23 protein-coding genes, 1 tRNA gene, 1 pseudogene and 1 riboswitch are annotated in these 22,480 nt (G+C 67.6%); of the genes and pseudogenes, 14 read left to right on the forward strand and 11 right to left on the reverse strand.

Annotated features, from left to right (window positions below; all coding sequences use genetic code 11):
• The coding region (locus ACWELQ_RS08465; RefSeq protein WP_452396380.1) for a DUF222 domain-containing protein at positions 1-668 on the reverse strand (668 nt) is incomplete at its 3' end.
• 129 nt (positions 669-797) lie between these two features.
• Here ACWELQ_RS08465 and ACWELQ_RS08470 point away from each other — a divergent pair.
• Positions 798-870 (forward strand) — tRNA-Ala (locus ACWELQ_RS08470).
• Positions 871-922: 52 nt separating this feature from the next.
• Here ACWELQ_RS08470 and ACWELQ_RS08475 read toward each other — a convergent pair.
• Positions 923-1,525, reverse strand: coding sequence for a QsdR family transcriptional regulator (locus ACWELQ_RS08475; protein WP_452396381.1), 603 nt, complete (start codon positions 1,523-1,525; stop codon positions 923-925).
• 163 nt (positions 1,526-1,688) lie between these two features.
• Here ACWELQ_RS08475 and ACWELQ_RS08480 point away from each other — a divergent pair, with 163 nt between their 5' ends.
• Genes ACWELQ_RS08480 through ACWELQ_RS08490 form a run of 3 tightly spaced genes read left to right on the forward strand, consistent with a single transcriptional unit; the run spans position 1,689 to position 5,450 of the window.
• Positions 1,689-3,167 (forward strand): carboxylesterase/lipase family protein, encoded by a 1,479-nt coding sequence (locus ACWELQ_RS08480; protein ID WP_452396382.1) that lies wholly within the window; start codon positions 1,689-1,691, stop codon positions 3,165-3,167.
• Positions 3,164-4,003: an enoyl-CoA hydratase gene (locus tag ACWELQ_RS08485; RefSeq protein ID WP_452396383.1), complete on the forward strand. Its 840-nt coding sequence runs from the start codon at positions 3,164-3,166 to the stop codon at positions 4,001-4,003. Before ACWELQ_RS08480 ends, ACWELQ_RS08485 begins: the two co-directional genes overlap by 4 nt.
• The gene (locus ACWELQ_RS08490; protein WP_452396384.1) at positions 3,996-5,450 is read left to right on the forward strand and encodes an AMP-binding protein; all 1,455 of its coding nucleotides are present in this window, start codon (positions 3,996-3,998) and stop codon (positions 5,448-5,450) included. The genes ACWELQ_RS08485 and ACWELQ_RS08490 overlap by 8 nt, the downstream gene beginning before the upstream one ends.
• A 19-nt stretch (positions 5,451-5,469) precedes the next feature.
• Here the strand turns inward: ACWELQ_RS08490 and ACWELQ_RS08495 are convergent, their stop codons facing one another.
• Complete coding sequence (locus ACWELQ_RS08495) at positions 5,470-6,402, reverse strand: phytanoyl-CoA dioxygenase family protein (protein WP_452396385.1); 933 nt, start codon at positions 6,400-6,402, stop codon at positions 5,470-5,472.
• Positions 6,403-6,678: 276 nt separating this feature from the next.
• Here ACWELQ_RS08495 and ACWELQ_RS08500 point away from each other — a divergent pair, with 276 nt between their 5' ends.
• Positions 6,679-8,025 carry an ammonium transporter gene (locus ACWELQ_RS08500; RefSeq protein ID WP_452396400.1) on the forward strand — a complete coding sequence of 449 codons (1,347 nt, stop codon included), beginning with the start codon at positions 6,679-6,681 and terminating at the stop codon, positions 8,023-8,025.
• Between the two features lie 4 nt (positions 8,026-8,029).
• Here ACWELQ_RS08500 and ACWELQ_RS08505 read toward each other — a convergent pair whose 3' ends face one another.
• Positions 8,030-8,578 (reverse strand): helix-turn-helix domain-containing protein, encoded by a 549-nt coding sequence (locus ACWELQ_RS08505; RefSeq protein ID WP_452396386.1) that lies wholly within the window; start codon positions 8,576-8,578, stop codon positions 8,030-8,032.
• Between the two features lie 119 nt (positions 8,579-8,697).
• Between ACWELQ_RS08505 and ACWELQ_RS08510 the strand changes: the two genes are divergently transcribed.
• The 7 genes from ACWELQ_RS08510 (at position 8,698) to ACWELQ_RS08540 (ending at position 14,318) form a co-directional block, all read left to right on the forward strand.
• Positions 8,698-9,483: an aldolase gene (locus ACWELQ_RS08510; protein WP_452396401.1), complete on the forward strand. Its 786-nt coding sequence runs from the start codon at positions 8,698-8,700 to the stop codon at positions 9,481-9,483.
• Positions 9,484-9,487: 4 nt separating this feature from the next.
• Positions 9,488-10,375 carry a dihydrodipicolinate synthase family protein gene (locus ACWELQ_RS08515; RefSeq protein ID WP_452396387.1) on the forward strand — a complete coding sequence of 296 codons (888 nt, stop codon included), beginning with the start codon at positions 9,488-9,490 and terminating at the stop codon, positions 10,373-10,375.
• Positions 10,376-10,579: 204 nt separating this feature from the next.
• Positions 10,580-12,010 (forward strand): APC family permease, encoded by a 1,431-nt coding sequence (locus tag ACWELQ_RS08520; RefSeq protein WP_452396388.1) that lies wholly within the window; start codon positions 10,580-10,582, stop codon positions 12,008-12,010.
• A gap of 44 nt (positions 12,011-12,054) precedes the next feature.
• A complete protein-coding gene (locus ACWELQ_RS08525; protein ID WP_452396389.1) occupies positions 12,055-13,020 on the forward strand; it encodes a DNA polymerase domain-containing protein in 966 nt (321 codons plus the stop codon).
• 204 nt (positions 13,021-13,224) lie between these two features.
• Complete coding sequence (locus tag ACWELQ_RS08530; protein ID WP_452396390.1) at positions 13,225-13,743, forward strand: hypothetical protein; 519 nt, start codon at positions 13,225-13,227, stop codon at positions 13,741-13,743.
• Positions 13,744-13,838: 95 nt separating this feature from the next.
• Positions 13,839-14,138: a DUF3467 domain-containing protein gene (locus tag ACWELQ_RS08535; RefSeq protein WP_452396391.1), complete on the forward strand. Its 300-nt coding sequence runs from the start codon at positions 13,839-13,841 to the stop codon at positions 14,136-14,138.
• Between the two features lie 33 nt (positions 14,139-14,171).
• Entirely contained in the window at positions 14,172-14,318 is a 147-nt protein-coding gene (locus ACWELQ_RS08540; protein WP_452396392.1) for a hypothetical protein, read from the forward strand.
• 10 nt (positions 14,319-14,328) lie between these two features.
• Here the strand turns inward: ACWELQ_RS08540 and ACWELQ_RS08545 are convergent, their stop codons facing one another.
• The 3 genes from ACWELQ_RS08545 to ACWELQ_RS08555 are packed head-to-tail and all read right to left on the reverse strand — an operon-like array spanning position 14,329 to position 18,095.
• Positions 14,329-15,615 carry an ABC transporter ATP-binding protein gene (locus ACWELQ_RS08545; protein ID WP_452396393.1) on the reverse strand — a complete coding sequence of 429 codons (1,287 nt, stop codon included), beginning with the start codon at positions 15,613-15,615 and terminating at the stop codon, positions 14,329-14,331.
• A gap of 13 nt (positions 15,616-15,628) precedes the next feature.
• A complete protein-coding gene (locus ACWELQ_RS08550) occupies positions 15,629-17,386 on the reverse strand; it encodes an ABC transporter permease (protein WP_452396394.1) in 1,758 nt (585 codons plus the stop codon).
• Positions 17,387-17,396: 10 nt separating this feature from the next.
• Positions 17,397-18,095, reverse strand: a complete 699-nt coding sequence (locus tag ACWELQ_RS08555; RefSeq protein ID WP_452396395.1) for a hypothetical protein — start codon at positions 18,093-18,095, stop codon at positions 17,397-17,399.
• A 357-nt stretch (positions 18,096-18,452) separates the two neighbouring features.
• Positions 18,453-18,626, reverse strand: a riboswitch (M-box (ykoK) riboswitch).
• A 97-nt stretch (positions 18,627-18,723) separates the two neighbouring features.
• On the opposite strand from ACWELQ_RS08555, the gene ACWELQ_RS08560 reads away from it, so the two are divergent.
• Positions 18,724-19,242 (forward strand): DUF3558 family protein, encoded by a 519-nt coding sequence (locus tag ACWELQ_RS08560; protein ID WP_452396402.1) that lies wholly within the window; start codon positions 18,724-18,726, stop codon positions 19,240-19,242.
• Positions 19,242-19,754 (forward strand): DUF3558 family protein, encoded by a 513-nt coding sequence (locus ACWELQ_RS08565; RefSeq protein ID WP_452396396.1) that lies wholly within the window; start codon positions 19,242-19,244, stop codon positions 19,752-19,754. The genes ACWELQ_RS08560 and ACWELQ_RS08565 overlap by 1 nt, the downstream gene beginning before the upstream one ends.
• 15 nt (positions 19,755-19,769) lie before the next feature.
• Here the strand turns inward: ACWELQ_RS08565 and ACWELQ_RS08570 are convergent, their stop codons facing one another.
• The 4 genes and pseudogenes from ACWELQ_RS08570 to ACWELQ_RS08585 all read right to left on the reverse strand — a co-directional run.
• Positions 19,770-19,961: a hypothetical protein gene (locus ACWELQ_RS08570; protein WP_452396397.1), complete on the reverse strand. Its 192-nt coding sequence runs from the start codon at positions 19,959-19,961 to the stop codon at positions 19,770-19,772.
• Between the two features lie 222 nt (positions 19,962-20,183).
• Entirely contained in the window at positions 20,184-21,176 is a 993-nt protein-coding gene (locus ACWELQ_RS08575; protein ID WP_452396398.1) for an AraC family transcriptional regulator ligand-binding domain-containing protein, read from the reverse strand.
• A complete protein-coding gene (locus ACWELQ_RS08580; RefSeq protein ID WP_452396399.1) occupies positions 21,173-22,075 on the reverse strand; it encodes an AraC family transcriptional regulator ligand-binding domain-containing protein in 903 nt (300 codons plus the stop codon). The genes ACWELQ_RS08575 and ACWELQ_RS08580 overlap by 4 nt, the downstream gene beginning before the upstream one ends.
• A pseudogene (locus tag ACWELQ_RS08585) lies at positions 22,072-22,480 on the reverse strand (AraC family transcriptional regulator); the annotation flags it as partial. The pseudogene ACWELQ_RS08585 and the gene ACWELQ_RS08580, both read right to left, overlap by 4 nt.

Below are 22,480 nucleotides of genomic sequence, written 5' to 3' on the forward strand. Positions count from 1 at the left end.
GCCACTGGGCTTCCCATCGAGGGGAAGGGATCGTGGTCGTTCCCAGCTTTGGGGACCTGGAGGCTCATTTCGCGCAGGCGCATGGCCAGAGCCTGCGCTCCCGCGGCGGGCAGCAGGCCGTCGAAGACCGCCATCCCGTCCGATACCGCGCGAATGCGAATGTCGCGGTCCTGTTCGCGGTCGGTCCGGCGGCGGGTTTCGCCCTCGGGATCGAGCCGGGCCACCCAGCGTTGCGCGGTCTGCCGTAATCGGGCCGGATCCGAGCGCAGGGCCGCGTCGATCAGCTTGGGCTCCAGCACTTCTCGCACTTCACGGGCGAGCCCGCGCAGACTGTCCGCGATCACCTGCACCCGCGACAGATCGATCCGCCCGGCCGCGAAGGCCAGCTTGGTCTGCGGTAGCGAGTCCAGCGCCAACCCGATATCGATCAGCGCCGCCGCCACCGCCTCGGACACGTGCACCGCCACCGCGACCTCCGCCGCGGCGAACTCCCCGGCACGCACCCCGCCCGCCCCCGGCGCGGCGTTCCCGGCCCGATGCCGGCGATACACCTCCCGCACCGCCGTGATCTCCGCCGCCTGTGCGAACGCCGCCGCCCCGTGTGCCCGCCGCAGCGCGTCGATCAGCTCCTCTTCGCCCATCGCCTCCACCTCTCGGCTATCGAACATGCGTTCGAGACTACCTCGAGAAGATCGCGGCCACCAGCCTCTACGCAGGCGATTTGGTTTGTTCGATGCGTGTCGTGTAACTTCGTTCAAGCAAGCGGGGCAACGCCCAGCTGGCACAGAAGTAAATACGGGGCTATGGCGCAGCTGGTAGCGCACCACACTGGCAGTGTGGGGGTCAGGGGTTCGAGTCCCCTTAGCTCCACAACAAAAGCCACAGATCATTTGATCTGTGGCTTTTTTGTGTTTCGGCGCAGTCAGGCGGGGTTGCCCAGGAGGGCGTTGAGGACTCGGACGGCGCGGTCGGGGTCGGCGGGTTCGCCGGTGAGGGTGGGCATGTAGTGGAAGGACTCGGCTACGCGCAGGACGGTGTAGGCGAGGTCGTCGAGGGTGAGGGTGGGGTGGATGCGGGCGGTGTCGATGTCGGCGGCGAGTTTGTCGCGGACGTAGGCGAGCATGCGGGGCTGGAAGCCGTGGGAGGCGACGGTGAGCAGGGTCATGTACATCGCGTTGTCGCGTTCGATGGAGCGGCGCGAGCCGGGCTGGTCCCAGATGGCGTGCAGCAGGTGGCCGAGGAGGGCGGGAACCCTTGGGCCGGGCAGGGATTCGAGTTCCTTCCAGCCGGCGTCGAGGGTGCGTTCGGTGAGCCACCAGACCACTTCGACGATCAGCTGCTCGCGGGTGCCGACCCAGCGGTAGAGGGTGACGCGGCTGACGCCGAGGCGCTGCGCGATCGACCCGAGGTCGATCCGGTCCCCGGCCAGGAAATCGGCGCGGGCCAGGGCGAAGGCGTCGAGCGCGGTGGGGCGGCGCGGATCGGAGTCCTCGGCTAGCTGTCGTTGCAGCGGTGTCGGAGCCACGCATGCAGCATATCGTTCACCTCTCTTCTTCATGTAACACCTTGCCAGAATGTTTCATTGGCTCTAGCCTCTGAAACATCTCATCAAGATGTTTCATCCCTGAAATTCGATGTGGAGATGTTGCACCACCGGTTTCGGGTGTCCCGCAGGCGAGGAGGCCGCAATGGGAAGCACAGTGTCGGATACGGTGACCGTCCAGCAGGGAATCGTGCGGGGCGTCCAGCACGGCGACCTGCTCACCTTCCTGGGCATCCCCTATGCCGCACCGCCGTTCGGCGAGAATCGCATGCGCCCACCGCGCCCCGCGCCGCCCTGGACCGGTGTCCGCGATGCCGGACGGCACGGGCCGACCGTGCCCAAGGCCGACTATGTGGCCGGATACGTGCCGTTCTATCCCGAGGTACGCATCCCGGGTGAGGAGTGCCTGAACCTGAACGTGCACACCAGGGTTGACGCGGACGGCCTGCCGGTCCTGGTGTGGATCCACGGCGGCGCGTTCACCAATGGCTCGAATTCGCTTCCGGAATACGAAGGTTCGGCCTTCGCCCGCGACGGCGTCGTCACCGTCGTGATCAACTACCGGCTGGCGGCGGAGGGATTCCTCTACACCGGGGACGACATCGCCGATGTCGGCATCCTGGACCAGATCGCGGCCCTGCGCTGGGTGCGCGACAATATCGCCGCCTTCGGCGGCGACCCTGGCCGCGTGACGATCGCCGGGCAGTCCGCGGGCGCGTGGAGCGTGAACACCCTGCTGGCCGCGCCGGACGCGGAAGGGCTGTTCCAGCAGGCGATTTCGCAGAGCGGCGGCGCTCACCACTACCTGCTGCCCGAACAGTCTCTGACGGTGACACGCGAACTGGCCCGTCTGCTCGGCATCGCGCCGGAGCGCGAGGCGTTCGCGACGGTCGACCCGCAACTGCTCGCCGAGACCTGCCGCACGGTCATCACCGAAATCCAGACCGCCCCCGACCCGGCGAAGTGGGGCGCGCTCGCGCTGTCGCAACAGCCGTACGTACCCACCGTGGACGGCGCGGTGCTGCCGCAACCGACCCTGGAAGCGCTCGCCGCGGGCAGTAGCGCGGGGGTCAAGCTATTGATCGGAACCACCGCCGATGAGGCCCGCGCCATTCTGGTCGCCTCCGGCGCACTGGATTTCATCGACGAGGCCACCCTGGCGGCGGCCGTCGAGGGCTACGGCCTGCCCGCGTCGGAGGCACTCACCGCCTACCGCGTCGAGCGCCCCGAGGCCACACCGGGCGAACTGCTCTCGGCCGTCATCTCCGACTGGTATTTCCGGATCCCGTCGATCCGGGTCGCGGAGACCCGTGAGCCCGGCGGCACCTGGCTCTACCGCTTCGACTGGGCTTCACCCACCCTCGGTTCCGGCCATGGCGTGGACATCCCCTTCGTCTTCGACACCATCACCGATCCCGGTCTGGCGGCCCGGCTGGGTCCGAACCCGCCGCAATTCGTGGCCGACACCGTTCATCGCGCCTGGGTCGAGTTCATCACCCACGGCGACCCCGGCTGGACGCCCTACGACACGACCGAGCGGGCCACCGCACTCATTTCCGACACCGTCACCGTGGTCGCCGATCCCGCGGGCCACGAGCGAATCCTCTGGGAGGGCAAGCGATGACCGTCATCACCGACCCCGTCCTCTACGAGGTCCCGATCCCGAAGGTGGCCCGGATCGTCCTGAACCGGCCGGAACGGCGCAATGCCCAGGACACGGCACTGCTCTACGCCCTCAACGACGCCTTCGACCGCGCCGCCCACGATGACGACATCGTGGTCATCGTGTTGGCCGCCAACGGCCCGCACTTCTCCGCCGGACACGATATGCGTGAACCCGAACCACTGGCGGCGACAACCCGTTTCGATACCGTCGCGCCCATCGGCGACCTCGAAGCGCCGGGTGCGGCCGGGGTGATGGCGCGCGAGGAGGAGATCTATCTCGGATTCAGCGAGCGCTGGCGCAATATCCCCAAGCCGACCATCGCCGAGGTGCACGGGAAGGTGATCTCGGGCGGGCTCATGCTGGCGTGGCCGTGCGATCTGATCGTCGCCGCCGAGGACGCCGAGTTCATCGACTATGTGGTGTCGATGGGCGTGAACGCCGTCGAATTCTTCAATCACCCTTATGAATTCGGCGTCCGCAAGGCCAAGGAGCTGTTGTTCACCTCGCAGTCGCTGAGCGCCGCCGAGGCCGAGCGCATCGGCATGGTGAACAAGGTGGTGCCGCGCACCGAACTCACCACGGCCACACTGGAACTGGCGGCCCGGATCGCGCAACAGCCGCCGTTCGCCCTGAAGCTGGCCAAGCAGTCGGTGAACGCGGCCCAGGACGCCTCCGGCCGCCCCGAGGCGATTCGCACGGCCTTCGCGCTGCATCAGCTGGCCCACAGCCACAATATGCAGGTGCACGGGCTGGTGGTCGAACCGGCCTTCGTGGACAGGTTTCTGCATGGCTGAGCCGATTCCGCTCGGGCGGCTGCTGACCGAGCTGGCCGCCCGCGCGCCCGACGCGCCCGCCATCACCGACGCGCAGGGCACCCGGACCCGCGCCGAGTTGGACGCGGCGGCCGATCGCCTGGCCCGCGGCTACCGGGATCTCGGTGTCCGAGCGGGAGATCTGGTCACCGTCGCGCTCCCCAATGGCGCGGAGTTCTACACGGTGCTGTTCGCGCTGTGGAAGCTTGGCGCGGTGCCGCAACCGATTTCGCCGCTGCTGCCCGAGCCCGAGCGAGAGGCGGTGCTGGAGCTGGCGCGACCGGCCCTGGTCGTCGGGGCGCGGCCGCACGACCCGGGCCGGCACTGGGTGCCGGTCGGATTCGAGCCCGTTGGGGTTTCGGCTGCTCCGCTCGACCCGGAGGTCGTCGCACCGTCCTGGAAGGCCCCCACCTCGGGCGGCAGCACCGGACGGCCGAAGCTGATCGTCTCGGCGCAACCGGGTGAACTCGACGTCACCCGCACCGCCACGATCCTGGACCAACGCGAGGGCGATACCCAGCTGGTCTGCGGACCGCTGTATCACAATGCGCCGTTCAACTTCTCGGTCTACGGCCTGCTGGCCGGACAGCATCTGGTGGTGCTGCCCAAGTTCGAGACGACCGCCGTCTTGCGGGCCGTCGCCGCCCATCGGGTGACCTGGATCAGTCTGGTGCCCACGATGATGAGCCGGATCGCGCGTGAAATACAGCGTGCACCAGCAGAATACGACATCACCTCGCTGCGGTCGGTATGGCACGGGGCGGCACCGTGCCCGGACTGGGTGAAGCGCGCGTGGATCGACCTGGTCGGCGCGGCGGGAGTCCACGAGATGTACGCCACCACCGAGGGCACCATGATGACCCATATCGACGGGACCGAATGGCTGCGCCGCCCCGGCTCGGTGGGGCTACCGCTGTTCGGCCGAGTCCGCGTCACCGATCCCAACGGCACGGACCTCCCGTCCGGTGAGATCGGCGAGATCCTGGTCCGCCCCGAGAACGACACGCCCACTTACCATTACGTCGGCGCGGCGGCCCGCTTCGTGGACGGCTGGGAGGCGGTCGGCGATCTCGGGCGGCTGGACGCGGACGGCTTCCTCTATCTGGAGGACCGCCGGGCCGACCTCATCCTCACCGGCGGCGCGAATGTCTACCCGGCCGAGGTGGAAGCCGCCCTGAGCGAGCATCCCGCGATCCACGCGGTGGTCGCGCTGGGCCTGCCCGACGAGGATCTCGGCCAACGCGTGCACGCCATAGTGCAGACCGACACCGCGCTGACCGACGCCGAGCTGCGTGCCTTCGCCGGGGAAAGGCTGGCGCGCTACAAGGTTCCCCGCAGCTTCGACTACACCGCGACGGCATTGCGTGACGACGCGGGCAAGGTGCGCCGGGCGTCGATGCTCGAACGCGGGTCCCGGCAGCGCGAATGAGCCCGGCCGGGTACCCGAATCATGGGGTCAGGCTCTCGACCCGCACCCCCCGGTCCGCCGGGCGGAGGGAGCCGACCGCGCGTTGGTAGTCGAGGGCGAGTTCTTCCGGGATGGGGGTGTGGGTGCTCGGGTGGAGGAAGTCGCGGAGGTTGGTGCCGGTGCAGGCGGAGTCGACGTTGCGGGCGCCGCGGACGGCGGTGACGTCGCCGAGGTGGACGGTGCGGAAGTCGATGGAGAAGCGGGTGACGCCGGAGGTGTTGGGGAGGGAGGAGTGTAATTGGTTGCCGGAGAACATCATCAGGCCGCCGGGGTCGGGGAGGACGGTGACGGCGGGTTCGAGGTCGGCGGCGGGGTCGAGGATCTTGGGCTGGACGCGGGTGTCGTTGCCGATGTGGGTGGCGGCGTTGTAGCGCGAGGTGCGGTTCCACTCGTCGTAGTCGTAGCCGTCGGAGGAATTGCGCACGGGGGTGTCGAAGTAGCGGGGGTGGAAGCACATCGCGTTGTGTTCGGTGACCGGGAAGATGGGCAGCCACCAGTTGATCTGGTTGAAGGGGGCCGAGTACCAGGTGTCGCGGTGGGCGTGGAAGACGTAGGAGATGCCGGTGGTCAGGTAGCCGTCGGAGGTCGAGGTGCGCAGGCGCGGGACGTCGAAGTAGGTGTTCTCGTCGCAGCCACGGGCCTTCATGAGCTCGGCGACCAGCTGCTTGGAGCGGGGGTGGTGGATGAAGCGCGGCTTGAGTTCGGCGAGGATCTCCACCATCCGAGCCACCGGTAGTTCGTGCTGTGCCGTCTGCGGGTCCAGCGGGCCGAAGGCCTCGCTGATCAGTTCCCGGGCGAAGGCGGTCAATGCGGAGGAGGCCTCGTCGGCGGGGTAGACGAGCACCGCTCCGCCGTAGAGAAGTTCGCGCCGCCGAGCATCGGTCACCTGCGGCGCAGAGTACACAATTGTCATGACAAGTCCTGCAGCTCAATCGATTCGGAGAGCGGTGGCAGCGATGACACGTCCCCCCGGGTAGTCGAAGTCGACGGTACCGGCACCGCGTTACGCCGTCGAGAATTTCGGCGCGCCGCCCGGGGCCTCGCAGTGAATTCATCGTCTCGAAACCCGGGCGGGCATCCCACCGAAACAGCGGTTCTCGATGCTGTGCCCGAATTCCCGTTGGATATATGAGGTGCGAGTGTGAATCCGGGAGATACCGCGTGGGTGCTGGCCAGTGCGGCGCTGGTCATGTTGATGACGCCGGGGCTGGCGTTCTTCTACGGCGGCATGGTGGGCGGCAAGAGCGTCCTGAATATGTTGATGATGAATTTCATCTGTCTAGGTGTCGTTTCGACGCTGTGGCTGCTCTACGGATACAGCGAGGCGTTCGGCAGCGACGTGTTCCAGGGGCTGGTGGGCGGGGTGTCGCACACGCTGCTGAGGGCGACGCAGGGGACGGTGTCGGGGCCTTCGGGGCATCAGATTCCGACCATGGCGTTCGTGATGTTCCAGTTGATGTTCGCCGTCATTACGACGGCGCTGATCAGTGGGGCGATCGCGGGGCGGACGCGATTCTGGGCCTGGCTGTGTTTCACCGTGTTGTGGGTGACGGTCGTGTATTTCCCTGTCGCGCATTGGGTTTTCAGTGCGAGTGGGTTCACCAATACCGACCCGTCGGGTAATTCCGCGGATATCGGCGGTTGGATTGTGAACCGGCTCAAGGCGTTCGACTTCGCGGGCGGCACCGCGGTGCATATCAACGCGGGCGCCGCGGCGCTGGCGGTGGCACTCGTCATCGGCAAACGGCAGGGCTGGCCGCGCACCGTCTCACGTCCGCACAATGTGCCGTTCACGCTGCTGGGCGCGTCACTGCTGTGGTTCGGCTGGTACGGGTTCAATGCCGGATCCGCCTTGACCGCAGGCGATCTCGCCGCCCTGGCGTTCACAAACACCACCATCGCGACCGGCGCGGCCTCGCTGGCGTGGATCATCGTCGAACAGCTGCGTGACGGGAAGCCGACCACGCTGGGGGCGTCCTCGGGCGCGGTCGCCGGGCTGGTGGCCATCACACCCGCCTGCGGGTTCGTCGGCACGATCGGCGCGCTCGTCATCGGCATCGCGGCCGGTGTCTGCTGCGCGCTCGCGGTGAGCCTGAAATTCAGCTTCGGCTACGACGATTCGCTCGACGTGGTCGGGGTGCACCTGGTCGGCGGGCTGGTGGGGACGCTGCTGATCGGGCTGTTCGCCGATGCCTCGGTGAATCCGGCGGGCGGCAACGGACTGTTCTACGGCGGCGGTGTCACCCAGTTGCTGCGGCAGGTCATCGCAGCGCTGGCCGTGATGGCGTACTCGTTCCTGGCCACGCTGCTGCTGGCCTGGATCGTGCACAAGCTGATCGGTTTCCGCGTCGATCGCGAGGCGGAGGTGAACGGCATCGACGAGTCCGAGCACGCCGAATCCGCCTACGACGGGGCGTTCGCGGTGAGCTCCCCGGTCGTTACCCCGGCGCAGCCGCGCGTCGCGGTGCCGCCGCAGCGCCGCCAGCCCGCCCCGCCGCCCCGGCCGAATCCCAGGTCCCGGGACCAGTACTGGTGAGGTGTCAGGCCGGGCGGCTCGCGTCCCGGTCGTGCACGACGATGATCACCTCGGCCCGCTGCGGCGAGATCGACCGCAGCCGGTGCGGGGTGTTCGCGTCGAAATAGAGACTGTCGCCCTCGTCGAGGGTGATCACATTGCCCGGGATGGACACCTCGACGGTGCCCCGGTGCACGAAGACGAATTCATCGCCGTGATGCTCGGTGTGGTCGGTGACCGGCTCGGTGCTGGGCGTCACGATGAACGGCTGCATCGCCTTGCCCACGATCTGGGTGGCCAGGGGTTGATAGTTCGCGGGACCGCTGTCCGGTAGTGCGGGGCGGTCACCGGCGCGTTCGATGGCCATCAGCGCGCTGCGATCCGGATTGTCCGAGAACAGTTGGGCCACATCGGCTTCCAGCACGTGCGCGATGCGCAGCGCCACCGCGATGGACGGGGTGCTCAGGCCGCGTTCGATCTTGGAGAGATAGCTCTTCGTCAGACCCGTGCGCTCGGCCAGGGCGTCCAGCGACAAGCCCGCCTGGCGGCGATGGGATCTCAGGAAGGCGGCCACGGCTACTCCTCGTTCTCACGCGCCTGGTTGCGCGACAGGAAACTCAGCGTATCGTGATGACACATGGTGTCCTATCGAGCACATAGTTTCTTGAAGGGGGTCGGGACTTGGCGACGACGATGAACCTGGGCAAGCCGGAACTGATGGCCGCCGCAGAGCGTGCCATGCGGACCGAGCTCCCGGCCGGAACCTGGAGCGATCGGCAGAAGATCGCGCTGACCTGCCGCGCTCTGTCCGACGCCGGGCACGACTCGGGGCTGGCCGGGCAGATCTCGGCGCGCGGCGCGGAGCCCGGCACGTTCCTCACTCAGCGGCTGGGTCTGGGCTTCGACGAGATCACCGACGCCAACCTGCTGCTCGTCGACGAGGACCTCAACGTCCTCGAAGGCGGGGGAATGGCCAACCCGGCCAATCGATTCCACAGCTGGATCTACCGGGCCCGGCCGGATGTGAACTGCATCGTGCACACCCATCCGCTGCATGTCGTGGCGTTGTCGATGCTCGAGATCCCTTTGCAGGTCTCGCAAATGGATATGGCCCCGCTCTACGACGACTGCGCCTTCCTGGCCGACTGGCCCGGTGTGCCGGTCGGCAACGAGGAGGGCGAGATCATCTCGGCGGCCCTGGGCGACAAGCGGGCCATCCTGCTGGCCCATCACGGGCAGCTCGTCGTCGGGGCGAGCATCGAGGAGGCGTGCTCGCTGGCGCATCTCATCGAGCGTGCCGCGCAACTCCAGTTGCTGGCCATGGCGGCCGGCGAGATCAAGCCGCTGCCTCCGCGTCTGGCCCGGGAGGCCCATGATTGGACCCTGCGGCCCAAACGTAGCGAGGCCAACTTCGCCTACTACGCGCGTCGGGTGCTCCGGCGTCATCCAGATGTGTTCGAGCTCGACAATTCGGAGTGAGCAAATGCCTGTAGCTGTTTCTGGAATCGTGGCCTACCCGGTGACGCCGTTCACGGCCGACGGGAACAAGATCGATACCGCCGCCCTGCACATCCTCATCGATCGGATGATCGACGCCGGGGTGGACGCCCTCGCCCCGCTCGGCAGCACCGGCGAGAGCGCCTACCTCGACGATGACGAATGGACCACCGTCGCCGGTGAATCCATCGAGCGCGCCGCCGGGCGGGTTCCCACCGTGGTCGGGGTTTCCGAGGTCACCACGGCGGGCACCGTCAAGCGGGCGCGGATCGCGGAGAGCCGCGGCGCGGACGCGATCATGGTGCTGCCCATCTCGTACTGGCGGCTGTCGGAACGTGAACTGCGGCAGCATTTCACCGCCGTCGCCGAGTCGGTGGGCATCCCGGTGATGGCCTACAACAACCCGGGCACGACCGGGATCGACATGCGCCCGGAGTTCCTGGTCGAACTCGTCACCGAGGTCGACAACATCACGATGATCAAGGAATCGACCGGCGATATCGGGCGGATGCATCGGATCGCGGAGCTGACCGGCGGGACGGTGCCGTTCTTCAATGGCAGTAACCCACTGGCGCGCAGTGCTTTCCAGGCCGGGGCCGCCGGTTGGTGCACGGCGGCACCGTGTCTGGTGCCGGAGCAGGTGGTGCGGTTCTGGAAACTGCTGCTCGACACCGAGATCGACCAGGCCGACCAGCTCTTCGGGCGACTCGAACCGCTGCTGAAGTTGCTGGTCGCGTACCCGCTGCCCGCGACGGTGAAGGCGGGTCTGCGCGCGCTCGGGTTCGAGTCGGGTGATCCGCGCCCGCCGCTGCTGGCGCTGGAAGCCGCGGTCGTCGACGAGTTGGAGATCCTGATCGAGGCTGTCCGCGACTGATCCCTATCGAGAATATCGAATATCCGCCGATATGAATTACATTCACATCGGCGGATATTCGGCGTCTTCTTCGTGAATTCGATGATCGAATTCACGGGTGAGATCCTATTAATCACTCCTTAACGGTGCGCAGCTCGCCGGAAATGCGATATCCCCACACTCATGGGTGTCAGAAATTCCGGGGGCGAATAAGGAAGCACCGCAATGAGTTACACAGAATTCGAACCTGCCGCCACGACCTCGACACCACCGCCCGCCGCCGGACTGCGCAGCGGTGTGCTCGGCTTCCCCGCGCTGCTGGCGCAGTCGGTGGCCCTGATCTCACCGACCATGACCGCCGCGCTCATCATCCCGCTGGCCTTCTCCTCGGCCGGTTCCGGCACCTGGATGGCCTACCTGTTCGGCACCGGGATGCTGCTGTTCGTGGCCTTCAATCTGAATCAGTTCGCGCGGCGCTCGACGTCTCCGGGCTCGATGTACGCCTACATCGGGCGCGGCCTCGGCCCGATCAGCGGCGTGCTGTCGGGCTGGGCGCTGCTGTGGTGTTATCTGTTCATCGGTATCGCCGGAATGACCGGGTTCGCCATATTCGACCGGGAAGTGCTGAGCCTGCTCGGAATTCACGCCAATATTCCGGCGGTCGTCTTCTTCGCGGTGCTCGGCGTTATCGCGTGGGCGCTGGCGGTGAAGGATGTCCGGCTGTCCTCGATGCTCACGCTGATACTCGAAGGAATTTCCGTGGTCTGCATTCTCGCGCTGGCCGTCGTGGTGGTGTTCGCGCACGGGATTCACGTCGACACCGATCAGCTGTCGCTGCACGGGACTTCGGCGCGCGGGATGAGCCTGGCCGTCGTCGCCTGCATCTTCAGCCTGGTGGGCTTCGAGAGCGCGACCGCGATGGGCGGCGAAGCACGAGATCCGTTGCGCAGCATCCCGCGAGCGGTGGTGTGGAGCCTGGTCATCGCCGGACTGTTCTTCGTGGTGATGAGCTACGTCGAGGTCTACGGCACCCGCGATTCCAGCGCCACCCTCGACACCCTGGCCATGCCGCTGAACGCCCTCGCCGACCTCGACAATGTGGGCTTCTTCAAACTCCCCATCGACCTCGGCGCGATGATCAGCTTCTTCGCCCTGTCGCTGTCGTGCCTGAACGCCGGTGCGCGACTGATCTATCCGATGGCGCGGCATTCGGTGTTCCCCGCGGCGCTGGGAAAGGTGCACGCCGCCAACGCGACTCCGTCCATCGCCCTCACCGCCTACATTGTGCTCATGGTGGCGGTCCCCGCGTGCTGGTCGGCCGGCACCGACACCCTCACCATCTTCAACGACGCGGGCACGCTGGCAGCCTTCGGCTTCCTTCTGGTCTACTTCATGGTCGTGGTGGCCGCGCCGGTGTACCTGCGCAAGCTCGGCGCACTCTCGCCGCGCTCCGTGGCCCTCGCAGTGGCGGGCTTCGTATTCCTACTGGTCCCCGCCGTCGGCAGCTTCTACCCGCTGCCGCCCTGGCCGGTGGACCTGTTCCCCTACATCTTCCTGGCGTACCTGGTGATCGGCGGCGGCTGGCTGTGGCTGGCGTCCCGTCGGCATCCCGGAATCCTGGCCGAGATCGAGGCCGACCTGGAATCCCCGCGCTGACGCGGGTGGTTGACGACGGAACCGTCGGGGCGCATGGTGGGCCGATGGGCGATGACGTGCGGGCCGGGCTGAAGTTCTCCAGTCTCGACAGTCCGTTGTTCGACGGGGCCGAGGCCACCAAGGGCGATCTGATCGACTATCTGGAGGCGGTCGGGGAGCGCATGGTGCCCGTGCTGCGGGAGCGGCCGCTGTCGGTGGTGCGGGTGCGGCCGGGGCAGGAACCCTTCATGCAGAAGAACCTGCCCAAATACACGCCCGACTGGGTGCCCCGCGCCACCCTGTGGGCGGGTAGCTCGAAGCGGGAGATCTCCTATGCACTGTGCGACGACGTGCGCACACTGCTGTGGTTCGGTAATCAGCGGGCGGTCGAGTATCACGTGACCCTGCTGACCGCTGCGGGCCTGGTCGACTATTCCGGCAGCCCAACACATCTCGTGTTGGACATCGACCCCGCACCCGAGGCCGGATTCGATCAGGTGGTCGGCGCGGCCGAGCTGATCCGCCGGGCGCTCGAGGCGGACGGGCTCGCGGGCGCGGTGAAAACCAGTGGCTCCAAGGGCGTTCACATCTTCGTGCCGGTCGTCGACGGCGTCGATCTCGAGGACGCCGCGGCCGCCACCCGCGCGATCGCGGCCCGCGCCGAACGCCTCGATCCGGACCTCGCCACCACGGCCTTCATTCGAGAAGACCGTGGCGGCAAGGTTTTCCTGGACTCCACCCGGGCCGGGGGCGCGACCGTGGTGGCCGCCTACAGTCCGCGCATCCGGCCGGGCGCGACGGTGTCGTTCCCGGTGGGCTGGGATGACCTGCCCCATATCCACCCGCGCGACTTCACCCTCCGCACTGCCGCCGCGCTACTCGGCGACCGTGACCCCTGGGCGGAGTCGATGCCCGAACCCCAATCTCTCCCAGCCGATCTGATCGCCGAGGGCCACACCATCCCGGTCGCGCGGGTGCAGGCGATGCACGAAGGCAAGCGTCGCGCCCGGGCCCAGCGGACCACCCCTTGACATACTTGCCTACGGTTTGCTCTGCGCTGCCTACGCGATAAAGCCTGCGTCATCGGGGTTTTCGATTCCTAGCTGTGCCGGTTTCGATGTTTCGACCGTGTTCCGCGTGCATTGCGGTCGATCCACCAGGGGCAGAGGCTTGTCACGTCCCACTCCACCGGTGCAGTGGACAACCACCCCGAAACGGATGAATGGGAGTCGAAAATGGCACAGGAGACCGCAGAGGCCACACGTGAGGGCACGGTGAGCCAGCGGGATATCGATGTACTCCAGATGAGCGTGGACGAGGCCAGGCAGGAAGCGCAGAGTGCCCGGCAGTTCGCGCAGCAGGCGCAGAGTCTCGCCCGGCAGGCACAGCAGCAGACGCGGCAGGTGCAGCACCAGGCGAATATGGCGCAGAGTGAGGCCAATCAGGCCACCCAGCAGGCACAGCAGGCTCGTCAGCAGGCCGTGCAGGCGCAGAATCAGGCGCAGCAGGCGCAGAACGAGGCGGATCGGGCGCAGAGCCAGGCTCAGCAGGCACAGAATCAGGCTCAGCAGGCGCAGAACGAGGCCACCCAATCGCAGCAGAAGGCGCAGAACGCGCAGGATCAGGCCGATCAGGCCAATCAGCTGGCTCAGCAGGCCGACGATCAGGCCACCCGGGCGCAGGATCGGGCCAGTCAGCAGGAGTTGCGGCTGCACCAGATCCGCAACCAGAACCGGCAATTCCAGAGTCGATAACGGTTGAGTCCGGTCGTCCGTGTGGGACCGCCGTCGCGGCGGCCCCACCGGGCAGTCGACCCGGACCTCGAATCACCGGTGAGAGGCGCGCCCCGATGACAGATGCGACGCCGGCGGCGAATGTCGAAGTGGTGGTGCCGGAATCGTGGAGTGCAGGAGCGTATGCCAACGGTTTCACCTGCTGGTACAACCGCACGGACTTCACCCTCGATTTCGTCGTGCACCTGCCCACCGAGCCCGGTATCGACGGCGACGGCAAACCCATTGTGCGGCAACCGGTTCAAGTGGTGTCGCGGGTGAAGTTCCCGCCGTCCATGATCTTCCGCCTGATGCAGACGCTCAACGACAGCATGAGCAACTACGAACAGCAGTTCGGGCCCATCGAACACCTTTGACAAACCGACACCCGCGAGGACGAGGTGAACAGCATGCAGGTTTCGAGCACCATCATGACGGTGGAAACCCGGCACGACCGGCCGGTCATGGTCGATCCGGCCGTTCGTTACCGCCCCGAACGCATCCGGGGCCGCCGCTACCTCGTGACCGCGTCGGCGCCGAGGGCCCGGATCAACTGACCGTCGTCGTTCACGCCGCCACCGGATGTCGCAGGAACATGCGTTCGTCCGCGTCGTACTCGTAGAGTTCGCCGTAGCGTCCCCAGTCCACGGCGGTGCGCAATTGCCGCCGGGCTGCGTCCTCGGTGAAGTTGCGGCGCAACAGGTCCAGGAAGAAGCCGTCGCGGATGCGCTGGTTCTTGGCTCCGGCCAGGGCGTGGTCGATGGCTGTGACCAGTGGGGCCTTGGCGCGTGCCAGCCGCGCGAAAATGGCCTTGGCCGTGTCGATGTCGGCGTCGATGAACATTCGGCCGTCGACGGTGAGTTCGAGGTCGCCGTCGACGGCGGTGGCCAGGCCCAGCAGTCGTGCGGCGTCGACCAGCGGCATGATGTCGTCGAGTTCGAAGCGCAGCCCGGTGGCCAACTCCGGCAGATCGGCGCGGCCGCCGCTCATGGCGACCAGATCGAGCATGCCCGCGATGCCGTCCACACTGGCCTCGGGCAGCGGCCGGTTGGTGGGGGTCGGGGCGACGGTCTCGTGGTCGCCGTCGTACGGGGAGTCGGTGAGCATGCGGTAGGCATGGTCCACCAGGTTCTGGAATTGCGTGGTGCGGCTGTCACGCGGATGCGCCATGCCGATCTTGATCTCGCCCTTGATGCGCCCGGGGTTGTTGTCCAGCACCAGGATTCGGTCGGCCAGCTGCACCGCCTCCTCGATATTGTGGGTGACCATCAGCATGGTCTTGGTGGGGAAGGCGGTCTCGTTCCACAACCGCATGAGCTCGCCGCGCAGGTTCTCCGCGGTGAGCACGTCCAGCGCGGAGAACGGCTCGTCCATGAGGAGCACCTCGGGCCGCACCACCAGGGCGCGGGCGAACCCGACGCGCTGGCGCATGCCGCCGGAAAGCTCCTTGGGATAGGCGTTCTCGAAGCCGTCGAGCCCGATCATGTCGATGGCGTCGGTGACCCGCTCGTCGCGTTCGTAGGTCGCGATGCCTTGGGCGCGCAGCCCGAGTTCGACGTTCTGCCGCACGGTCAGCCACGGCAGCAGCGCGAAGGTCTGAAACACCATGGCGGTACTGGCATTCGGCTGGGTGATCTCGGTGTCGCGCAGCCGGGCCGTCCCGGCCGAGGGCTGCACCAGCCCGGCGATGATGCGCATCAGCGTGGACTTGCCGGAGCCGGATTTGCCGAGCAGCGCGACGATTTCGCCCTCGCGCAACTCCATGCGGACATCCGACAGGACCGCCAGCTGCTCGCCGGACGGGTTGGTGAAGTTCTTGGTGACGCGATCTACGGTGATGACGGGGGTGGTCATGGCGTTCTCCTCTCTAGACCAGGGCGTAGCGGCTCTCGGCGGTGCGTTGCAGCCGCCGCCAGACCAGTCGGTTGATGGCCACGGTCACGACGGACATCACGAGCGTGCCCAGCAGCACCTTCGCGAATTGGTCGTTCGTGGTGGCATCGGTGATGTACGCGCCCAACCCGAATGCCTCCAGGTGCGTATTGCCGGAGTCGACGACCTCGCCGACGAGCGTGGCGTTCCAGGCGCCGCCGAAGGCGGTGATCGCGCCGACCACGTAGCCGGGCGCGATCGCGGGCAGGATCAACGACTTCCAGCGTTCCCGCCCGTGCACGCCCAGATCGTCCATGGCCTCGCGCAGATCGGTGGGGATCTGTCCCGCGGCCGCGATCACGTTGAACAGCACGTACCACTGCGCGCCCAGCGCCATCAGCACGGTGCTGCCGAAGTTGAGCGTGATGCCGGTGTAGGTCAGTCCCGCGACCACGAAGATGTAGAGGAACTGGGCCGGGAAGCTGGCCATCACCTGCACGATCGGCTGCGCGAACCGGCAGATGCGCGGGTTCATGCCGATCCATACGCCGATCGGCACCCACACGATGGTGGACACCACCAGCAGCACCGCCACCCGGCTGAGGCTGGCCAGACCCATCAGCGACGCGGGCCCGAACTCGGCGAAACCGACTGTGCGCTCGAAGTATCGGGCCAGCGTCCACGCGCCCCAGCCCAGCGCCGCGAACAGGGCGGCGAAGAACACCGCGTCCCCGGCCAGGCTGCCGCGCTTCGCGTCGTACGGAGAACGGGTGGCGCGCCCGAAGATCCGCATCCCGCGATCGACGGCCTCGCCGACCGGGCGTAGCCGCGTTGCGAGCCGCGTGGGAATCGTGGTGCGCCGCAACAGATCCAGCACCAGGCTGCGCGGGGCCTGCGCGGATTCGGTGTGCTCCACCCGGAATCGCTCCGACCAGGCCGTGAACGGCCGCCAGAACAGCACGTTCACCAGCACGATGGTGGCCACCATGACGACCGCGCCGAGCAGCAACTTGCCGACCGCGGCCTCGGAGGTGGCGGCGGCGATGAACGAGCCCATGCCGGGCAGCGCCTGATCATTGCCGGACACGCTGATGACTTCCGAGGAGGCCAGCATGAACCAGGCGCCGCCGAAGCTCATCATGCCGTTCCAGACCATGGGGATCATGGCGGCCGGAATCTCCACCCGGGTCAGCCGCTGCCAGCGGGTCAGGCGCATCATGCGCGCCGATTCGTCCAGTTCGCGCGGCATGTTGCGGAGCGACTGGTAGTAGGCGAAGGTCATGTTCCACGCCATCGCGGTGAAGATGGCGAACACGCACGCCGCCTCCGCACCCAGGTACGAGCCCGGGAACAGCGCGATGAACGCCGTCACCGTGATCGATACCAGCGCCAGCACCGGCACCGACTGCAGGATGTCGAGCATGGGGATGAGCACCTTCTCCGCGCGCCGGGAGTGTGCGGCCCACTGGCCGACGACGAGCGTGAAGATGATCGACGCGACCAGACCGGCGAACATGCGCAGCGTGGTTCGCGCCGCGTAGTACGGCAGGTTCGCGGGATCGGTGGAGACGGTGTCCGGGCTGTCGCCGGGCACCCACGGCACCGAGATGTCGCGAAAGAGCTTGACCACCAACACCGTCAGCACCACGCCCGCGGCCAGCAGCAGATAGTCGGCGGGCCGCAGGCCGCGGCGGGCCCGGCGCAGTTCCGGAGTCGTGTTGGGAGGGTTGGGAATTGTGAGTTCAAGAGTCATGTCCGTCACCTCATTCGGCAGCCGGCGGCGCGTTGACGACATTGAAGAAGTGGATGGCCGAGCCGATCAGCGCGGGCACGCCGATGAGCACGTTGAACACCACGACCCCCATGCCCGCGCCGATGACCGCCCCGGCCAGACAGCCGACGACCGCGCCCACCGGGCCCGCCGCGACCGTGGTCAGGGCCCCGGCGAACAGGCACCCGAGCGGGCCGCCGATGACCGCGCCCAGCAGCGTGGCCACCGCGACGGCGGCGCCGATCTCGGTATTGACGTGGCTCATGGCGTTGTTGAAGCGGTCCTCGGGGCTGTCGCCGACGGCGATCGGCTTCAGGTCGAAGTTGCGTACGGGCGCGGTGGCGGCCAGCCCGGTCTCGGCGCGCTCCGCCTCGGTGAGCGGCCGGGCCTGGTCGACGCGCGGCGCGAGAACGGCGGTGTTGCCGTCGATTCGGGCATCGATCGGGTACATGACGCCCTGCTTGGCCAGCTGCAACGGCAGCGAACTCACCACGAGACCGGCCGGATCGAGGATCTGCAGGCGGTCGTGGTCGACGCGCAGCGAGCCCGCGTCGGTGTGCAGTTGCACCGTGCGATCGACGATCGTCGCCCGGGCCTCGATGGCCGCGGGTTCGGCGTGCGCGGTGGCGTGGGTGGTCAGCAGGGCGGCGCTGGTCAACGCGGCCAGCGCGGTGTACATGCGAATTCTCATCAGGATGTGTCCCCTCATCTGCCGCGGCCCGGCAGGTATTTCGGGCAGCGGTGAATTCCGTCGCGCACGAATGTGCGGACGGTGTCATGGCATTGGCGGAATTTCCGAATTCGACCGGAAATCGGCACGCGAATATCACGGAACCGCGCAGGGTGCGGCACCGGAATATCGGTGGATTACGCGCGTCCGGCAGACGCGACGTGAGTGTGCTTAGCGGCCCGCTCGCAGGCGGAGGGGCCGGTCCGGAGACTCCGGACTGTCAGAGGGCGTCATCTGGCTGCCCCGACCTCCTCAAACTGGTTGAACGCGATACGTCAGCGCACACGGGGAAGGTCGCCCGGCAGAACCCGGAAGGGACGAACACCCCTCTCGTCAGAGCTTCGGCACTGTGCGACGTATTCCGCCGATGCGGGAAAGCCACTTTGGATGACCCCTTAATCCGGGGAAATCTGTCCTAACCTTGGGCGTCTCTCGACGTCGTCAGATCAGTGGCCTGTGTTCGTACAGGAGCCTCGCCTATCGAGGTGCGATTACGAACGTAGTTAATGCCCTGTGAATTGTCAAAATTCATATTCGATGGTGGCGCGGATCGCAGGACCGGTGGTGTTCGCCTACGCTGGTCGGCGTGATGAGAGCGGTGGGCGCGGCGGCGGGGATCGCCCTGATCGGGGCGGCGGTCGCGGGCTGCGGCGGCTCCTCGGCCGAGCGGGCCGCGGCCACGACCACGAGCGTCGCGCCCAAAGCGGTAGCGCCGTCGCCGAATACGATCGGGCTCTGCGGCGGGGTGTCGGACGCAGAGGTCGGACAGCAGGCCGGGCTCACCGATGCGAACCGGGTGTCGGTGAATCCGATGAGTTGCGTATGGCAGCCGGGCGGCGGTGGTGACGCGGTCGTCTTCCACTGGTTCCGGGGGAGTTCGCTCGAGGAGCGTCGCACCCAGGTGACCACCGGAAAACCCGCCACGGTCGAGGTCGCAGGGCAGACCGGTATCGAATGGCGGGACACGACGGGCTGCGAGGTGGCGGTCGCGTTCGGCGACACCGATTTCATCGACTGGACGGTGCGGCACTCCGGCTCGAATGCCCAGTCCTGCAAGGGCGTCGAAGCGTTGGCCGCGCTCACCCTGACACAGGCGGGGCAGGGCTGATGGCACGCTGGTATTCCCGAATCGCGGTGGCGGCGTTGCTGATCGCCACGGTGACCGGCTGCTCGCACGGCGGCAAGCAGGATGAACCGCGCGTCTCCTCCGATCCGAATTTCCTGGCGGGCTGTGGTCCGCTGGAGGATCAGAAACTGGCGAGCGCCATCAACGTCACCAACATGAAGCGGTTGAGTGAGCCGACCATCTGTGACTGGACCGCCACCACGGTAAGCGGCGGCGCGGTCGATCTGACGTATGCCTGGCTGCGCGACGACACGTTGTCCCGCGAGGTGCGGATCGCGGGCCAATTCGGTTACCAGATCGAACGATTGGTGGTCCGGAACTTCGGCGGCATGTATTGGCGCGATCCGAAGGATCCGGGGAGTTGCGCGGTGACGGTGGCCGATACCGGGACCGTCACCTGGTGGGTGCGCAACCGCGATCACACCGACCGGCCGGATCCTTGCGCGGCGGCGATGGCGTTGATGACCGCGGTGCTGTCGGTCGACGGCGTCTGACTCTCCTGGAACTGCTCAGTGCTCCAGGAACGTGGCGACGATATTCCAGAACATCCCCCGGTCCACGCTGTGGAAATCCCAGCTCTCGGTGAGGCTGTGGGTGGCGCTCACGATCGCGGGGATGTCGAAGTCGTACCGGGTGGCGGTGCCCTTGGCCTCCACGGCGGTGACGACGTAGGCGGTGGCGGTTTCTGCGGTGTGGGCCACGAGGAAGCTCCAATCGATTAACCGGTCCGGGTGGGTGCTGCGGGCGCCGTGGCGAGCCTCGCGGCCGGCGCGTCATGGCGTACCCGACCAGTCTTGTTTCCGGTTACGCCACAGGGGAGTTCCGAAGACGCCAAACCGAACCGGGACACGCCAACCTAGCTGTGTGGTTGCCGGAATACCGTACGGTAGGTGCGATTTCGGGTCTCGGGCGGGGTCGGATTCTCAGGAATCCTCGCGCTCCCGCCACCGGTTGACCGCCCGCCGCAGGCTCGCCGGATCCGCGTAGCCGAGGAATTCCGCCTGCTGAGCGCGCGAAAGGTGTTCGGCCCGGCGCAATCTGCGGCGCCGGGCGCGGTCCACCTCCCGGCGCCAGGTGGATCCGGCATCGGCCAGGCGACGCTGCAATGATCTTGGTGATGTCAGCAGCCGCCGCGCTACCGCCTCCAGGGTGGCCGGACCCTCTTCCAGCGCCGCGTCGAGGGCCGCGCCGAGCTGATCGAGCCAGGTCACCCCGAACTCGGGCGTGGCAGGCAGGGTGGCCGCATACGACAGCAGCACCGTGGTCAGCTCCGGATCGGCCGACTTCATGGGTAGTGCCAGATCCGCCGTCCGCAGCGTCACCGTGTCGGAGACGGCGTCGAAATCGATTGCGCGGGTGCCGAACAGCGCGGTGAACTGCCCGGTGTCCGCCGGTGCGGGCTGCCGGAAGGTCATCCGCACCGGTACCAGCGGGCAGCGGGTGGCCGCCCGGGCCCGGCCGACGATCAGCGCGAAAGCCGCCTGCAGCAACAACTCTCGCCCCCGGCAGTCGTCCACCGCGGCGAGCACCTCGTAGCGGACCTCGTGCTCGTCCTGCTCGGCGATGCGGAGGCGGTAACTCGTTGTGACACTGCCGGTGTGGCGCATGCAGGCGTCCAGCGCCGCGCCCAGGTCGTCCGCCGACACGAAAAGGTATTCGAGCAAGCCGAACTCGCCGGGCGTGCTCTCCTCGGTGACGCGCAGCGCGATATCCGGATCCCCGGTCTCCTGCTCCAGCAGCTCCCACACCCGTAGGCAGTACCGCGACGACACCCGTGTGCCCTCACCGCCCTCGCGCCAGGCGGGCACCCCCGCCAGCCGGGCGATCCGATCGGCGTCGAGTCCCGCCCCGGCGGCCCGTTCCAGCGCGAAGCGGGCCATGAGAATGCTGTCGTGGCAATCGGATCGGCTGTTCACGACGACCCGTCACCCGCGGCCCGGGAGCGGGCGCACGCCAACTCCCGATGCCAGCTGGTGCCCGCGGCGGCGAGCCGCCGTTGCAGGGTGCGGGCGCTGGTATCCAACTGCCGCGCCATATCGTGCAGCGTCACCGTGTCGAGTGCGACCGTTCCACATGGCGGCGAATCGAGTTCGGCCGCGACGAGGTCGGCCCAGGCGCGGGCGGGCGGCGCGGTCAGCACCGTGGCCTGCGCGCCGCGCCGCAGCACCGCGGCCAGGCCCGGATTCGCCGTGTGCTGCGGTCGATCCAGGTCGGCGCGATGCAGGGTCAGCGAATTGGTGTCGGCGCCGAATTCGATGGCGTTGGTGCCGAAGAACTCGAGGAACGGCGCGTGATGGCGTGGCGCGCGCTGCCGGAACGTGATCGCCGCGGGCACGATCGCCGCCTGCGCGCCGAATCTGGCACGGGCGGTGAGGAAGGCGAAGCTGGCCTGCGCCGCCAGCTCCGCACCGCGGCTGTCGGCGTCGGTCGCCGTATCCGTGATCAGGGTGAGGTGCCGAGGCGTCTCGGCCGCCACCCGCAACCGCCGGGCACTGCTCATGCGCGAGCCGAATTCTCCTGCGGCGCATAATCCTTCACCGACATTCGGGGCTGTGGACAGCAGATAATCAGTCATCCCCAGTTCTCCCATTCCGTATCGCCGAGCTGCCAGCAAGCCCACGTGGGCCGAGCCGATCCGCTGTTCCAGCAACTCCCACAGCCGCGGGTAGCACTGGCCCGGAAGACTTCCCGGTGGCCCGTCCAGCGCGCCCGGGCCGACACCGGCCGCCCGCGCCAACTCCAGCGGATTCAACCCCATCGTTCGCGCCCGCCGCAGCACGAAGCGGGCGAGCAGCACACTGTCCGAACCGGTCATAGTGCTTCTCTCCGCTGTGTGGCAGCCGGATCGGGTGCGGGCTGCTCCAGGTGGCGTTTGCGGGCGCGGTCGACTTCCAGGCTCCAGGTGGTGCCGGATTCGGCGAGGCGGCGTTGCAGGGTGCGGGGGCTGGTGTAGAGGCGGCGAGCGACTTCCTCCAGGAGCGGGTCGGACTCGTCGAGGACCGCGGCGAGCGCGCTGGCCACCCGGTCGGGCCATTCGGTGGCGCGCGGGGGCGGCGGGGGGAGCGCGGCGGCGTGGCGGCGCAGCACCGCCGCGAGCATGGGGTCGGCGGTGATGTGGGGCAGCTCGAGGTCGGCGGCGCGGTAGGTGACGCTGTTGCGGGCCGCCCCGAATTCCAGGTCGGCGGTGCCGAAGTAGTCGACGAAGGCGTCGTGAGTGCGC

This window comes from Nocardia sp. NPDC004722 (assembly GCF_053601505.1).

What these genes read in the sequence shown, in the direction of transcription:
- ACWELQ_RS08530 (WP_452396390.1), top strand. Translation starts at nt 13,225, where the DNA reads ATGGCACAGGAGACCGCAGAGGCCACACGTGAGGGCACGGTGAGCCAG.
- ACWELQ_RS08540 (WP_452396392.1), top strand. Translation starts at nt 14,172, where the DNA reads ATGCAGGTTTCGAGCACCATCATGACGGTGGAAACCCGGCACGACCGG.
- ACWELQ_RS08520 (WP_452396388.1), top strand. Translation starts at nt 10,580, where the DNA reads ATGAGTTACACAGAATTCGAACCTGCCGCCACGACCTCGACACCACCG.
- ACWELQ_RS08535 (WP_452396391.1), top strand. Translation starts at nt 13,839, where the DNA reads ATGACAGATGCGACGCCGGCGGCGAATGTCGAAGTGGTGGTGCCGGAA.
- ACWELQ_RS08495 (WP_452396385.1), bottom strand. Translation starts at nt 6,402, where the DNA reads ATGACAATTGTGTACTCTGCGCCGCAGGTGACCGATGCTCGGCGGCGC.
- ACWELQ_RS08555 (WP_452396395.1), bottom strand. Translation starts at nt 18,095, where the DNA reads ATGAGAATTCGCATGTACACCGCGCTGGCCGCGTTGACCAGCGCCGCC.
- ACWELQ_RS08500 (WP_452396400.1), top strand. Translation starts at nt 6,679, where the DNA reads ATGTTGATGACGCCGGGGCTGGCGTTCTTCTACGGCGGCATGGTGGGC.
- ACWELQ_RS08480 (WP_452396382.1), top strand. Translation starts at nt 1,689, where the DNA reads ATGGGAAGCACAGTGTCGGATACGGTGACCGTCCAGCAGGGAATCGTG.
- ACWELQ_RS08525 (WP_452396389.1), top strand. Translation starts at nt 12,055, where the DNA reads ATGGGCGATGACGTGCGGGCCGGGCTGAAGTTCTCCAGTCTCGACAGT.
- ACWELQ_RS08485 (WP_452396383.1), top strand. Translation starts at nt 3,164, where the DNA reads ATGACCGTCATCACCGACCCCGTCCTCTACGAGGTCCCGATCCCGAAG.
- ACWELQ_RS08580 (WP_452396399.1), bottom strand. Translation starts at nt 22,075, where the DNA reads ATGACCGGTTCGGACAGTGTGCTGCTCGCCCGCTTCGTGCTGCGGCGG.
- ACWELQ_RS08545 (WP_452396393.1), bottom strand. Translation starts at nt 15,615, where the DNA reads ATGACCACCCCCGTCATCACCGTAGATCGCGTCACCAAGAACTTCACC.
- ACWELQ_RS08550 (WP_452396394.1), bottom strand. Translation starts at nt 17,386, where the DNA reads ATGACTCTTGAACTCACAATTCCCAACCCTCCCAACACGACTCCGGAA.
- ACWELQ_RS08510 (WP_452396401.1), top strand. Translation starts at nt 8,698, where the DNA reads ATGAACCTGGGCAAGCCGGAACTGATGGCCGCCGCAGAGCGTGCCATG.
- ACWELQ_RS08565 (WP_452396396.1), top strand. Translation starts at nt 19,242, where the DNA reads ATGGCACGCTGGTATTCCCGAATCGCGGTGGCGGCGTTGCTGATCGCC.
- ACWELQ_RS08490 (WP_452396384.1), top strand. Translation starts at nt 3,996, where the DNA reads ATGGCTGAGCCGATTCCGCTCGGGCGGCTGCTGACCGAGCTGGCCGCC.
- ACWELQ_RS08515 (WP_452396387.1), top strand. Translation starts at nt 9,488, where the DNA reads ATGCCTGTAGCTGTTTCTGGAATCGTGGCCTACCCGGTGACGCCGTTC.
- ACWELQ_RS08560 (WP_452396402.1), top strand. Translation starts at nt 18,724, where the DNA reads ATGAGAGCGGTGGGCGCGGCGGCGGGGATCGCCCTGATCGGGGCGGCG.